This is a genomic window from Diaphorobacter sp. ED-3, from assembly GCF_027625375.1.
Classification (GTDB): Bacteria; Pseudomonadota; Gammaproteobacteria; order Burkholderiales; family Burkholderiaceae_C; genus Diaphorobacter; species Diaphorobacter nitroreducens.
In genome coordinates, this window is record NZ_CP115182.1 from 2,518,450 (window position 1) to 2,532,215 (window position 13,766).

Sequence of the window (13,766 nt, forward strand, 5' to 3'; positions counted from 1 at the left end):
TTGATCCCTTCACCCACTTTTCCATTTACCCAAAGGAATACAGCATGACCAAGCTCGCCCTGTTTGTTCGCCTCGAAGCCAAACCCGGCCAGGAGGCTGCGCTTGCCGACTTCCTGGCCAGCGCACTGCCGCTCGCCAACGCCGAGTCCGGCACCACGGCCTGGTTTGCATTGAAGTTTGGCCCTTCGACGTTTGGTGTGTTCGATGCCTTTGCCGATGAGGCAGGTCGCCAGGCACATCTGAACGGCCAGATCGCCGCGGCCTTGATGGCCAACGCCGCGACCTTGCTCAGTTCTCCGCCTAATATCGAGAAGGTCGAACTGCTTGCAGCCAAACTGCCTGCATGACAACTCGGCCTTGACCCAATCAGGTCACGCTGCAGGATGGGGGTCACACAGCCCTACGTGCGATCCCAACCTCCTTGCTGTCATTCTTGCAGTCTATGGATTTTCCGGCGAGAAAAGGGCAGATTCAAACCTGCCCACCCACACCCTTGAACTTCTCCACAAACGCAGCGATCTTGTGAAACACCGTCTGCTTCTTGGTGAGGTACTGCGGGTTCAGAGGGCTCATCTTGGGCAGCACAGCATTCAGTTCAGTGCCGCTGTCTGAGGCGAGCCGCTCGGTGGGCAGCGCGGCCGCCAGCGACAGGCGCGCGAACTCGTTGCCCCAGTTGCCGCCCAGGTCCAGCGCCATCATCAGCGCCCAGGCCACGCTGTCCTCGGGCGCCCAGGCCACGCCCTGCGCACCGCCGGGCCGCGCACCCAGCAGCAAAAACTCCGGCGGCAGCGCCTGGGTCCGCGCCGCGTGGAAGGACTGGATGCCCCGGCTGTAGGCCTGCAGCGCCTCGCGCGCGAACGCGGGCAGCGCGGCGTACTGGCGGCGCGCCGCACCCATGATGTCCAGCGTGCGCATGAGCTTGTCGGTGTCCAGCGTGGCGGGGCCGAGGATCTCGGACAGCTCGCCGTGCATCAGCCGGCGGTTGAACTCCAGTTGCCAGGTGCGCTCCTGCGCATGCACGTAGCCCATGGCAAACCACGCGTCCCAGGGGGTCTGCGCCTCGATGTGCGTCACGTCGGCTTCGTCGCGGCGCACCGCCACGGCGTGCTGCAGCCCGGCGGCGCGCAGCGCCCCGTCCAGTTGCGGGAAGCTGCGCAGCGCATACACCGCGGCCACGCTGCCGGCCAGCAGCAGCGCTGCCACCAGCGCCACCACGGCGCCCACGCCGATGCGTTGCAATCTGCCCATGCCGCCTCCCCGCCGTCGCGGCGTTTCAAGCCAGAACCTACCATCGCGCCCACCCTTCAAGCGCCGGCAGCTCTTAAATCAATAGCATATCAGTGGGCATGGCCCCAGTAGATGAGCGCGTCGCGCCCTTCGACCGACAGCGACACCTCCGTGCCTACGGGCAGCAGCACCTTGGTGGGCACATGGCCGAACGGCAGGTTGGTGAGCACGGGCGCCTTGATCTGCATGCGCAGCCAGTCCACCACGCTCTGCAGCTTGAAGCCCTTGTCGTGCGGCGTGAGCTTGTATTCATTGAACTGGCCCAGCACCACGGCCTTTTGCTGGGCCAGCACGCCGGCGTGCAGCAGCTGGGTGAGCAGGCGTTCGACGCGGTAAGGGTGCTCGCCCACGTCCTCCAGGAACAGCACGCCGCCCTTGACCTGCGGGAAATACGGCGTGCCCACCAGCGAGCACAGCACGGCCAGGTTGCCGCCCCACAGGGTGGCCTTCTTCACGTAGATGTCGCGCACGGCGGGCTGGCCGTCGGCGCGGGGTTTCTCGGCGTTCATGCGCCAGCCGCTGCCCTCGCCGTGGCCGGTGAGCAGATCGTCCAGGCAGGCCAGCATGATGTCGTCGGGCTCGTCCGGCACGCCCAGGTCTCCCACCAGCGCCGGGCCGGCCCAGGTGGTGGCGCCGGTCTTGGCCAGCAGCGCGGACTGGAAGGCCGTGAAGTCGCTCACGCCCACGAACTGGGTTCCGCGCTCCACCGCCTTGGCCACGGCCTTGTACTGGATGCCCGGCAGGATGCGCGTGAGGCCGTAGCCGCCGCGGCTGATCAGCGCCACGTCGGCGCCGCTGGCGGCCGCGCGGTGGATGGCGGCCAGGCGCGTGGCATCGTCGCCGGCAAACCGCGTGTGGGACGCGAGCGCGTCCGGGTCCACCTCCACCTCGTGGCCCATGGCCTGCAGGCGGGCAATGCCGCGCTTGAACGCGGCCTTGTCGCGCACCGCGCCGGAAGGGGAGTAGATGTAGATGTGCCGGGGGCCGTGAGGGTGATCGCAGTGATCGTGGCCGCAGTCGTGGGGGTGGTTAGGCATAGCGGGTGAAGTATTCCATAGCGCGCAGCGCCGAGGCGGCGCTGGCGTCCGGCACGGTGAGGAGCGGCGCGGCATCGGCATCGGCAAAACGGGCGAAGGCGCGCGGCCCGGCGCGATGGCCGGCATCGGGGAACGGCGCGGCATCGCAGGGCGCGCCCCCCCGCACATGCAGCACGCGCACCAGGGGCGCCGACGCCGCATCGGGCAGCAGCGGCGCACCGGGCTGCGCCACCTGCACCACGCCGCGCAGGGCCAGGCGCTGCACCAGCTCGGCCAGCACCTGTCGATGCCAGTCGAGGCGGTGGGCGGCTTCTTTCTTGGGTTTGTCGCTGCGGCCGAAGCCGATCAGGTCCGGCGCCACCACGCGGTGGCCGGCCTGCACGAAGGCCGCCAGCATGGGCTGCCAGCCATGGCTCCAGCCAGGGCTGGCATGCAGCAGCAGCCAGGTGCGGGCGGCGTCGCGCGGGCCTTCGTCCAGGTAGTGCAGGCGCAGGCCGGCCAACGCGGGCAGATCGCTCACGTAATGCGGCGCGGGGCCGTCCAGATGGGCGAACGCGGCGTCGGGCGTGCGCAGCGCGTCCTGGCGCAGCGGGTGGGCGGCCAGTTGCTGCGCCCGCTGGGCGCGGCGGCGGTCGCGGAAGAAGTCGCTCAGCAGTGCACCGCATTCATCGGCCAGAACGCCGCCTTGCACCGCGGTCTGGTGGTTGAGACGCGGCTCGGCGAACAGGTTGACCACCGAGCCCGCCGCGCCGGTCTTGGCATCCGCCGCGCCGTAGACCACGCGCGGCAGGCGCGCGTGCAGCATGGCGCCGCTGCACATGGCGCACGGCTCCAGCGTGACGTAGAGCGTGCAGCCGTCGAGCCGGTAGTTGGAGAGCTGCGCCGCGCCGGCGCGCAGCGCGGCCATCTCGGCATGCGCCGTGGGGTCGTGCCCGGCGATGGGGGCATTGCGCCCGGTGGCGATCACCTGCCCATCGCGCACCAGCACGGCGCCCACGGGCACCTCGCCCGCCTGCTGAGCGGCGCGCGCCTGGGCGATGGCCTCGCGCATCCAGTGGGCGTCGTCGGATTCGCTCATCTTTCAATAGCTGCTCGCGCTTGATGGGTAAGCGCTAGAGGCCATTTTGGCCATCAATCTTCGGGCAGGGTGCGTGGCTGCTGCATCAGTGCGTCCATCTGTTGCTTCACCTGCTGCTGCACCTGCTGGCTTTGCGCGCGCACCGTGGAGGCAGCGCCCTCCGCCGGCGCCGGCAGCCCCTGCACGGCGGGCGGCACGGCGACGCGCGTGGCGCCCATCTGCTTCTTGACCAGCACGGCCACGAGGGCCAAGGCCAGCAGCAGCCCGATCAGTCCGAATCCTGTACGCACCGCCTGCCCTCCGCGCCGTGGTGGGCGCTTAGCCGAACACGTTGATGAAGACCTGGATGGCCACGGCATTGACCAGGTCGATGAAGAACGCGCCCACCATGGGCACGATCAGGAAAGCCTTGTGCGACGCGCCGTACTGGTTGGTAATGGCCTGCATGTTGGCCACCGCCGTGGGCGTGGCGCCCATGCCGAAGCCGCAATGCCCCGCACAGAGCACGGCCGCATCGTAGTTGCTTCCCATCAGGCGGAAGGTGACGAAGCCCGCGTAGGCCGCCATGACCAGCGTCTGCGCGCCCAGGATGATGACCAGCGGACCCGCCAGCCCTGCCAGCTCCCACAGCTTGAGTGACAGCAGCGCGATCGCCAGGTAGACGGACAGCCCGGTGTTGCCGAACACGTCGATGGCGCGATCGAACACCTCGAAGTTGAAGACGTAGTCCAGCACGTTGCGGATCAGCACGCCCCCGCCCAGCGCCCACACGAAGGTGGGCAGTTGCAGCGCCGTGCCCTTCGTCAACTGGCTCATGAACTCGGCAAAGGCCAGGCAGCCGGCAAACAGGGCCATGGTTTCGATGGCCGCGTCCGCCGTGATCAGGCGTGTCTTGTGCGGGAACTCGAAGTTGGGCGTGCCCGCCTCCAGCGCGCCGGCATCGCCCGTGCTCTGCGGGTGCTTCAGCCCGTGGCGCTGGATCAGCCATTTGGCCAGCGGCCCGCCGATCAGCCCGCCGATGACCAGGCCGAAGGTGGCACAGGCAATGCCCAAGGTGATGGCGCCAGGGATGCCGTGGTCGTTTTCCAGCACCGAGCCCCAGGCCCCGGCCGTGCCGTGCCCGCCCACCAGAGTGATGGAGCCCGCGATCAGGCCGATCAGCGGGTCCAGCCCCAGCGCGGTGGCCAGCGCCACACCCACGCTGTTCTGCACGCCGATGAACACCACCACGACCAGCAGGAAGACGATCAGCCCCATGCCGCCCTCGCGCAGCTTGAGGAAGTTGGCGCTCAGCCCGATGGAGGAGAAGAACACCAGCATGAAGGCGGTCTGCAGGCCGGTGTCGAACGACGCACGCACATCGAACGCGGCGTTCAGCCCCCAGGAGATGAGCGCCGCCACCAGGCCGCCCGCCACGGGTTCCGGAATGTTGAATTCGCGCAGCCAGCGGATGCGCTGCACGAGGAACTTGCCCACCAGTAGCACGATGGCCGCGAAGATCAGGGTGTAGTAGGTGCTGAACTGTATATCCATGTGATCTCAAAGGAAGAACCACGCCGGCGGACGCAACCCAGCCGTGCCGCTGGCGGTGGAAGCGGCAGGCGCACAAACCACACGCGCGCTAAGCGCCCTGTCCATGAACCATCCGGGAAAACCCGCAATTTTGCCAGACGCGTACCTGCCGCCGGGTACCCCCGCCCCGGCACGGCCGGGCGCAGACCGGGATAATTCACGCCCTATGTCCCTCCTGCCCCACCAGCTCGAACTGCTCTCCCCCGCGCGCGACGCCGATATCGGCATCGAGGCCGTGAACCACGGCGCCGACGCCGTCTACATCGGCGGCCCCGCCTTTGGCGCGCGGGCCACGGCGGGCAACGACATCCGCGACCTGGAGCGGCTCATTCAGCACGCGCACCGTTTCAACAGCCGCATCTTCATCACGCTGAATACCATCCTGCGCGACGACGAGCTGGAGGGTGCCCGCCAGATGGCCTGGCAGGTGTACGAGGCCGGCGCCGACGCGCTCATCATCCAGGACATGGGCCTGCTGGAGCTGGACCTGCCGCCGATTCAGCTGCACGCCAGCACGCAGACCGATATCCGCACGCCCGAGAAGGCGCGCTTTCTGCAGGACGCAGGCCTGTCGCAGATCGTGATTGCGCGCGAGCTGGATCTGCAGCAGATCCAGGCCATTCGCGAAGCCACCGACCCCAGCCGCACCACCATTGAATTCTTCGTGCACGGCGCGCTGTGCGTGGCCTATTCGGGGCAGTGCTTCATCAGCCATGCCCACACCGGGCGCAGCGCCAACCGGGGCGACTGCAACCAGGCCTGCCGCCTGCCCTACGAGGTGCTGGACGGCGCCGGCCGCATCATCGCGCACGAGAAGCACGTGCTGTCGATGAAGGACAACAACCAGAGCGACAACCTGCGCGCGCTGATCGACGCTGGCGTGCGCAGCTTCAAGATCGAGGGCCGCTACAAGGACATGGGTTACGTGAAGAACATCACCGCCCACTACCGCAAGCTGCTGGACGAAATCATCGAGGAGCGCGAGTTCACGGGCGAGCCGCTGGCGCGCTCGTCCAGCGGCCGCACCACCTTCACGTTCGAGCCCGATCCCGACCAGAACTTCAACCGCGAGTTCACCGACTACTTCGTCAACGGCCGCAAGGAGGACATCGGCGCCTTCGACACCCCGAAGACGCCGGGCCGCGCCATCGCCTGGGTGACGCAGATCGGCGACAACTGGTTCGAGCTGGAGGTGAGCGACAAAGCCACCGCACTGCACAACGGCGACGGCCTGTGCTACTACGACCTGCAAAAGGAACTGGTGGGCGTGCACATCAACCGCGCCGAATGCGTGGCGCCCAAGAAGGGCATCTGGCGCGTGTTCCCCAAGAACGAGATCACCGAGTTCAAGGACCTGCGCAAGGGCTTGGAGATCAACCGCAACCGCGACATGGACTGGGTGCGCACGCTGGAGAAGAAATCAAGCGACCGTCGCATCGGCCTGTGGGCCCATCTGGCCGAGACCGCCGACGGCTTTGCGCTCACGCTCACCGACGAAGACGGCTTCGTGGGCAGTGCGTCGGTCATCCAGCCCCACCAGCCAGCCACCGATGCGGTCAAGGCCGAGGCCACGCTGCGCGATCAGCTCGGGCGCTTTGGCGCCACCCGCTTCGCCGTGCACGCCATTGCGCTGCAGCTCTCGCAGCCGTGGTTCGTGCCCGCATCGGCACTGAACCAGTTGCGCCGTGACGCCGTGGTCGCGCTGGAGGACGCGCGCACCGCCGGCTTCGTGCGCCTGCCGCGCGCCGTGCCGGTGCAGCCACCCGTGCCCTTCCCCGAAGACACGCTGACCTACCTGGCCAATGTGTTCAACCACAAGGCGCACGACTTCTACGTGAAGCATGGCGTGAAGGTGATCGACGCCGCGTACGAATCGAAAGAGGAAGAAGGTGAAGTCAGCCTGATGATCACCAAGCACTGCGTGCGCTTCTCCATGAGCCTGTGCCCCAAGCAGGCCAAGGGTGTGATCGGCGTGAAGGGCACCATCAAGGCCGAGCCGCTGCAGCTCATCAACGGCAAGGAAAAGCTCACCCTGCGCTTTGACTGCAAGCCCTGCGAGATGCACGTGGTGGGCAAGATGAAGAAGTCGGTGATGAACCAGCACCTCAAGGACATGCAGGCCCAGCCCCTGCAGTTCTACCGCACGCGACCGGCGCCCACCTCCGCCTGATCCTGGCCTGCTGCCCAAAACATGGGCATCGCGTGCCAGGCCATGACTGGCGCGGCTTCGCGCAGTTGCCCACGGGGTTTTCCACAGCACAGCCCACAGGCTGCGGGGATAACGCAACGCCCGCCCGGCGCCGCGCGGGCGCATATCGACATTGCCAATGCATCGTTGGCCTGTGGAGGGGGGGCCGCCATAATCGCGCGGCTATCTCCGCCCCAGGGCGCCCAGGGCTCGCACTAGGAAGCGCCCCAGGACGCCGGGCCCCGCCCTCCCCTTCACCCGCAAAGGAAGCACATGCGCATCGAGACATTGGCCGTCCACGCCGGCTATTCGCCCGACCCCACCACCAAGTCCGTGGCCGTGCCCATCTACCAGACGGTGGCCTACGCCTTCGACAACGCCCAGCACGGCGCGGACCTGTTCGACCTGAAGGTGCCCGGCAACATCTACACGCGCATCATGAACCCCACCACCGACGTGCTGGAAAAGCGCGTCGCGGCGCTGGAGGGCGGCATTGCCGCCGTGGCCGTGGCCTCGGGCATGGCGGCCATCACCTACGCCATCCAGGCCATCGCCGAGGCGGGCGACAACATCGTCAGCGCCAGCACGCTCTATGGCGGCACCTACAACCTGTTTGCCCACACCTTTCCCCAGCAGGGCATCGAGGTGCGTTTTGCCGACGCACGCGATCCCGCCAGCTTCGGCCAGCTGATCGACGCGCGCACCAAGGCCATCTTTGTCGAATCCATCGGCAACCCGCTGGGCAACGTGACCGACATCCGCGCCCTCGCCGACGTGGCCCACGCCCATGGTGTGCCGCTGATCGTGGACAACACCGTGCCCAGCCCCTACCTGCTGCGCCCCATCGAGCACGGCGCCGACATCGTGGTGCACGCCCTGACCAAATACCTGGCCGGCCACGGCAACAGCATGGGTGGCGCCATCGTGGACAGCGGCAAGTTCCCCTGGGCTGAGCACAAGGCACGCTTCAAGCGCCTGAACGAGCCCGACGTGAGCTACCACGGCGTGGTCTACACCGAGGCCCTGGGCCCGGCCGCCTATATCGGCCGCGTACGCGTGGTGCCGCTGCGCAACACGGGCGCTGCCATCTCGCCGCACAACGCCTTCCTGATCCTGCAGGGCATCGAGACGCTGGCGCTGCGCATGGACCGCATTTGCGAGAACACGCAGAAGATCGCCGAGGCGCTGCAGGGCCACCCCAAGGTGGAGTGGGTGCGCTACGCCGGTCTGCCGGACCACCCGGACCATGCCCTGGTGCAGCGCCAGATGAAGGGCCGCGCCTCGGGCATCCTGTCGTTCAGCCTGAAGGCCAGCGGCGACCCGCGCGCCGCCGGTGCGCGCTTCCTGGACGCGCTGCAGCTGTTCACTCGCCTGGTGAACATCGGCGACGCCAAGTCGCTGGCCACGCACCCGGCCTCCACCACGCACCGCCAGCTCAATCCCGAAGAACTGACCCAGGCGGGCGTGACCGAGGGCATGGTGCGCCTGTCCATCGGCATCGAGCATATCGACGACCTGCTGGCCGACCTGCACCAGGCGCTGGACGCGGTTTAAGCGATTTTCGGCTCTAGCGCTTTCCTGGCAAGCGCTAGTAGCTCCTGATTTAGGAGCATACCCACTGCTCAGCGGGCATCGCGTGCCAGCCGCAGGCCCGTGAACTGCCAGCGCGCCGTGGCGGGAAAGAAGTTGCGGTAGCTGGCACGCACATGGCCGGGCGGCGTGGCGCAGGAGCCGCCGCGCAGGACGTACTGGTTCACCATGAACTTGCCGTTGTACTCGCCCACGGCGCCGGGCGCGGGCGCGAAGCCGGGGTACGGGGCGTAGCTGGACTGCGTCCATTCCCAGACCTCGCCGCCCATCGGTGGGGGGGTGTCGCCGCCGCCCGCCGGCGCCGCGGGGCGGGGATGCAGCCGTCCGCCGTCGTCCAAGACATCGGCATCACCGGGATGGTCCACGCAGCCCGCGGGCCCGGCACAGGCCGCCGCGGCGGCCACCTCCCACTCGGCTTCCGTGGGCAGGCGCGCGCCGGCCCAGCGGGCAAAGGCATCGGCCTCGTAGTAGGACAGGTGCACCACCGGTTGCGCAGAATGCAGCGGGCGCTCGCCTGATAGCGTGAATTCGCTCCAGCCGCCTGGCCCGCCACCTTGGCCGCACTCCCCGTCACCGCACCAGTAGATGGGGTGCTCCAGCCCTTGCGCACGCCGCCAGTCCCAGCCCTCGGCCAACCAGTGGGCCGGCTCGCGGTAGCCGCCGGCCTGCACGAAAGCCAGGTACTGCGCGTTGGTCACCGGTCGGGTGGCGATCTCGAAGGGTTGCAGGAAGACGGTGTGGCGCGGCGTCTCGTTGTCGAAGGCGAAGCCCTCGCCATCGTGGCCGATCTGCGCCAGGCCGCCCTCCAGGCGCCGCCACGCGGTGTCTTGCGCCGCAATGGCGTCCGCCACCACGGCCGCGGCTGTGCCCTGGTAGGCCGGCCACAGCGGGTTGCACCAGAGCAGGTGCTTGACGTCGGTGAGGATCAGCTCCTGGTGCTGCTGCTCATGCTGCAGGCCCAGTTCCACCAGCGCCAGCACGTCACCCGGCACCTCGGGCTGCGACAGGAGCTGCTGCATGCGCGCATCCACGTCGGCGCGGTAGGCCCGCACGGTGGCCAGGTCGGGCCGCGTGATCAACCCACGCTGCGGGCGCGGGTGCTGCCGCCCCACGCCGTGGTAATACGAGTTGAACAGCACGCGGAACGCCGGATCGAATGCTCGGAAGCCGCTCTCGTGCGCCTCCAGGACGAAGGTCTCGAAGAACCAGCTCGTGTGCGCCAGGTGCCATTTGACGGGGCTGGCGTCGGGCATGGACTGGGCGCAGCAGTCCTCGGCCGAGAGGGGCCGCGCCAGCGCCTCGGTGGCCGCGCGCACCGCGGCGTAGCGCCGCGCCATCGCGGGTTGCGACTGCTGCGGCGACGACGGCAGCGTGAGAGTCGAGGGTGGCAAGCGCATGTGGTATCCCCTGGCGGCATCACGCCTGGGCATGCACCATGGCGAACCAGCCGCGATCGTCCGTCCAGGCCTGCGTGCGCGTGAAACCCGCTTCGTGCAGCAACGCGGTGAAATCCGGCAGCGGGTACTTGTAGCTGTTCTCGGTATGGATGCGCTCGCCCGCCGCAAAGTCGCGCCCGCCGCCCGGCCAGCGCACGCGCTGCGGCCCCGCGGCCTCCAGGTGCATCTCGATGCGCGAGGCATGGGGGTTGAAGAAGGCGCGGTGGCGCCACTGCGCGGGCACGAAGTCGCTGCCGACCAGGCGGTTCACGTGGGCCAGCGCGTTGCGGTTGAAGGCCGCGGTCACGCCGGCGGCGTCGTCGTACGCGGCCTCCAGCACGGCCACGTCCTTGGGCAGGTCGAACCCGATCAGCAGGCCGCCATCGTCCAGCGCCAGTTCGCGCATGTGCCGCAGCAGGGCCAGTGCCTGGGGCGGGTCGAAGTTGCCGATGGACGAGCCAGGGTAGAAGACGAGGCGGCGCGCACCGGGAACGTCCGGCGGCAGGTGCACACCCCGGGTGATGTCCGCGCCCACGGCGCGGGCATGCAGGCCCGGCAGTGCCACGCGCAGGCGCGCGATGGCATCCCGCAGGTAGTCGGCGGAGATGTCCACGCCCACGAAGTGCGTGGCCCGCACCAGCGCGCAGAGGTCGCGCGCCTTGTCGCAATTGCCCGCCCCGGGCTCGATCACCACACGCGCCGGGCCTACGGCCTGGGCAATGGCGTGCCCGTGGCGCCGCAGCAAGGCACGCTCGGTACGCGTGGGGTAGTACTCGGGCAGTCGGGTGATGGCCTCGAAGAGTTCCGAGCCCCGCTGGTCGTAGAAATACTTGGGTGAGAGCGCCGCCTGCGGCTGCAACAGGCCGGCCAGGATCTCGCCGCGTTCGTCGGCCGAGGCCACATCCGCGGGCGGCTGCGGCGGTGCCAGGCCGAGGTGGTGAAGGACGCCGTCAAGCCGAGCAAGGGGAGAAACTGCAGACATAGCGCTGCAGCGTAGGCCAGGGGCCAAATCGCCCGCGCAATCCAACGACACCTCTTCAGGTAGGACGTACGCGCGATCTGCAGGGCAATCCAGAGTGCACCTCTTGTGCCGGATTGCCCGCTGTGGTTGGCTTTTTCGCCGCCCTGCCAATAAAGGATCAAATCGGGCGGAAGCGCTTGCCCATCAAGCGCAAATAGCTCCTTCAATGAGAGCATCGATTTACCGTCCGCCGAGGATAAAAAAAAGGGCCGGCGCATACGCCGGCCCACCCCACCATGAAGAACGGAACTTGCGTGCTTAGAAGCGGTAGCCCACGCCCACGCCGAACAGCACCGGGTCGACCTTGAAAGTGCCCACGCCGCGCACGTCGGTGTCGATGTACACCTTCTTCACGTCCACGTTCAGGGACCAGTTCTTGTCCAGCGCATAGTCGAAGCCCACTTGCAGGGCACCGCCCCAGCTGTTGCGCTTCACGTCCAGGCCCGCGGGCAGCTTCACGCTGGAAAAGCGCGTGTAGTTGACACCAGCGCCGACGTACGGCTTGAACGCGCCGAAGTTCGTGAAGTGGTACTGCAGCAGCAGCGAGGGCGGCAGGTGCTTGAGCGAGCCGATCTTGTCGCCGTTCAGACGCACGTCGTGCTTTTGCGGGTAGGTCAGGACCAGTTCGGCAGCGAGGTTGGGCGTGAAGAAGTACGAGACGTCGACTTCAGGAATCCACTTGTCGTTGATGCTCACGCCCGCGTCGCCGGCAGCACCGTTGTTGGCGCTGTCCAGATGCACCGCGCGTGCACGCACCAGCCAGGAACCTTCCGCAACCTGCTGCGCGAAGGCAGCGCCGGAGGTCATCGCACACAGAACGGCCAGGGCCAGAAGATTCTTTTTCATGTTGACTCGATACGTTGGGTTGACCGGGGACGACCCCCGTGCACGTATTAAGCCCACGAGTAATATGGTCAATATTGCCGCAGATCAAACCCAGAATCTGTGTGTCTATTCGTATGTGTCTATTCCGTCACAAACGGCGGCATATGGCCTCACTCAATGCGTGCCATTGGCAGCCGCCTTGCCGCGCAGCCGTCCCACCAGCGTCCACCCCGCCAGCACCACGGCGCCCGCCACCAAGCCCACCACGGCATTGAGCAGGTTGGTCACCAGCACTGACCACAGTCCGCCCAGCGGCCAACCCTGCACCGCCGCGCCCACGCCCTCGACGGCATGGTGCAGCGCCGGCACGCCATGCACCAGGATGCCCCCGCCGACGAGGAACATGGCTGCTGTGCCGACCACCGACAGCGTCTTCATGAGCCAGGGTGCGGCCGCGACGATGCCGCGGCCCAGGGCCTGTGCCGCGTTGCTGGCCTGGCGGCTGAGCCACAGGCCCAGGTCATCCAGCTTCACGATGCCCGCCACGAGGCCATAGACCCCCACCGTCATCAGGACGGCAATGCCCGCCAGTACCGCCACTTGCTGCGCAAAAGGCGCGCCCGCGACGGCGCCCAGGGTGATGGCGATGATTTCAGCAGAGAGGATGAAGTCGGTACGCACGGCCGCCTTGATCTTGTCCTTCTCCACCCGCGCCAGGTCCACGTTGGGATTGGCGTTGGCCTGCGCATGGATCGCGTGTTGCACGGCGTCTTCCTCGGGCGTGTGCAAAAGCTTGTGCGCGAGCTTTTCGCAGCCTTCGAAGCACAGGAAGGCCCCGCCCACCATGAGCAGCGGCGTCACGGCCCACGGCGCGAACGCGCTGATGAGCAGCGCCGCCGGCACGAGGATGGCCTTGTTCACCAGGGATCCGCGGGCCACGCCCCACACGACGGGGATCTCGCGCTCTGCCCGCACGCCGGTGACCTGCTGGGCATTGAGCGCCAGGTCGTCGCCCAGCACCCCTGCGGTCTTTTGCGCCGCCACCTTGGTCATGACGGACACGTCGTCGGCCATGGCGGCGCTTTTCTTGGCAGCCACCTTGGTCATGAGGGCCACGTCGTCCAGGATGGTGGCGATGTCGTCAAGCAGGGTCAGAAGGCTGGCGCCGGCCATGGGTGAGTTCCTTTCAAGAAGCCGCCATTCTGAATGAAAACACCCCTAACGCATGTGGGACAAGCGCTGACAGCTATTGTTTTTGTAATAGGCGGGCAGGCGTACCATGGCGGCATGCCCTCTCGCACTGCGTCCTCGCGCCCCGTGCGCACCGCCGCCGCGCTGGCCGCGCTGGTGCTGTCCGCCTGCGCCGGCCCGTCGGCGCGCCTGGGCGTGGGTGTGCCGGTGGGGCCGTTCAGCGTGGGCGTCGGCGTGGGTTCGGGCGGCGTATCAGCCGGGGTGGGCACCGGCGTGGGGCCGATGGGCGTCGGAGTGGGAGTGCACCCAAGCGGCCAGGTGACTGGCGGCGTGGGCGTGGGTGCCTCGGTTCCCATGGGCGGCGCACACGTCGGAGCCGGCGTGGGCTCATCCACCGTGCTGCACGATCCGTACCGGCCGCCGCAGCCACCCGCGCCGGTGGAGCCGTCTTCCGGCGGCCCGACCCTGCAGTGGCGCGATGCGCACGGGCGCATCGTGCCCGAGTGCCAGGCGCGCGGCGGCTGCTAGCCGCGCGCCGCGG

General features: G+C 68.0%; 12 protein-coding genes and 1 pseudogene. 4 read left to right on the forward strand and 9 right to left on the reverse strand.

The features are described from left to right. The first annotated feature begins 44 nt into the window (after nt 1–44). The gene (locus PCQ86_RS12320; RefSeq protein WP_007182542.1) at nt 45–347 is read left to right on the forward strand and encodes a putative quinol monooxygenase; all 303 of its coding nucleotides are present in this window, start codon (nt 45–47) and stop codon (nt 345–347) included. 268 nt (nt 348–615) lie between these two features. Here PCQ86_RS12320 and PCQ86_RS12325 read toward each other — a convergent pair. The 5 genes and pseudogenes from PCQ86_RS12325 to gltS form a co-directional block, all read right to left on the reverse strand. Then, a pseudogene (locus tag PCQ86_RS12325) lies at nt 616–1,248 on the reverse strand (penicillin acylase family protein); the annotation flags it as partial. Between the two features lie 89 nt (nt 1,249–1,337). Continuing rightward, nucleotides 1,338–2,324 (reverse strand): LD-carboxypeptidase, encoded by a 987-nt coding sequence (locus PCQ86_RS12330; RefSeq protein WP_270173863.1) that lies wholly within the window; start codon nt 2,322–2,324, stop codon nt 1,338–1,340. After that, entirely contained in the window at nt 2,317–3,402 is a 1,086-nt protein-coding gene (tadA, locus tag PCQ86_RS12335; RefSeq protein WP_270173864.1) for a tRNA adenosine(34) deaminase TadA, read from the reverse strand. Before tadA ends, PCQ86_RS12330 begins: the two co-directional genes overlap by 8 nt. A 53-nt stretch (nt 3,403–3,455) precedes the next feature. Continuing rightward, a complete protein-coding gene (locus PCQ86_RS12340) occupies nt 3,456–3,692 on the reverse strand; it encodes a hypothetical protein (RefSeq protein WP_015913150.1) in 237 nt (78 codons plus the stop codon). Nucleotides 3,693–3,720: 28 nt separating this feature from the next. Continuing rightward, nucleotides 3,721–4,935, reverse strand: coding sequence for a sodium/glutamate symporter (gltS, locus tag PCQ86_RS12345; protein ID WP_270173865.1), 1,215 nt, complete (start codon nt 4,933–4,935; stop codon nt 3,721–3,723). 205 nt (nt 4,936–5,140) lie between these two features. On the opposite strand from gltS, the gene PCQ86_RS12350 reads away from it, so the two are divergent. Beyond that, a complete protein-coding gene (locus tag PCQ86_RS12350) occupies nt 5,141–7,144 on the forward strand; it encodes a peptidase U32 family protein (RefSeq protein WP_220638888.1) in 2,004 nt (667 codons plus the stop codon). 291 nt (nt 7,145–7,435) lie between these two features. Next, nucleotides 7,436–8,716: an O-acetylhomoserine aminocarboxypropyltransferase/cysteine synthase family protein gene (locus PCQ86_RS12355; RefSeq protein WP_270173866.1), complete on the forward strand. Its 1,281-nt coding sequence runs from the start codon at nt 7,436–7,438 to the stop codon at nt 8,714–8,716. Between the two features lie 68 nt (nt 8,717–8,784). Here the strand turns inward: PCQ86_RS12355 and egtB are convergent, their stop codons facing one another. From egtB to PCQ86_RS12375, 4 genes are all read right to left on the reverse strand, one after another. Next, on the reverse strand, nt 8,785–10,149 hold the full coding sequence (gene egtB / locus PCQ86_RS12360) for an ergothioneine biosynthesis protein EgtB (RefSeq protein WP_442874413.1): 1,365 nt from the start codon (nt 10,147–10,149) through the stop codon (nt 8,785–8,787). Nucleotides 10,150–10,168: 19 nt separating this feature from the next. Beyond that, nucleotides 10,169–11,170, reverse strand: coding sequence for an L-histidine N(alpha)-methyltransferase (egtD, locus tag PCQ86_RS12365; protein ID WP_270173867.1), 1,002 nt, complete (start codon nt 11,168–11,170; stop codon nt 10,169–10,171). Between the two features lie 297 nt (nt 11,171–11,467). Then, a complete protein-coding gene (locus tag PCQ86_RS12370) occupies nt 11,468–12,055 on the reverse strand; it encodes an OmpW/AlkL family protein (protein ID WP_011805496.1) in 588 nt (195 codons plus the stop codon). A gap of 153 nt (nt 12,056–12,208) precedes the next feature. Continuing rightward, the gene (locus PCQ86_RS12375) at nt 12,209–13,207 is read right to left on the reverse strand and encodes a DUF808 domain-containing protein (protein WP_011805497.1); all 999 of its coding nucleotides are present in this window, start codon (nt 13,205–13,207) and stop codon (nt 12,209–12,211) included. A gap of 114 nt (nt 13,208–13,321) precedes the next feature. Here PCQ86_RS12375 and PCQ86_RS12380 point away from each other — a divergent pair, with 114 nt between their 5' ends. After that, the gene (locus PCQ86_RS12380) at nt 13,322–13,753 is read left to right on the forward strand and encodes a hypothetical protein (RefSeq protein WP_270173868.1); all 432 of its coding nucleotides are present in this window, start codon (nt 13,322–13,324) and stop codon (nt 13,751–13,753) included. Nucleotides 13,754–13,766 lie beyond the last annotated feature (13 nt).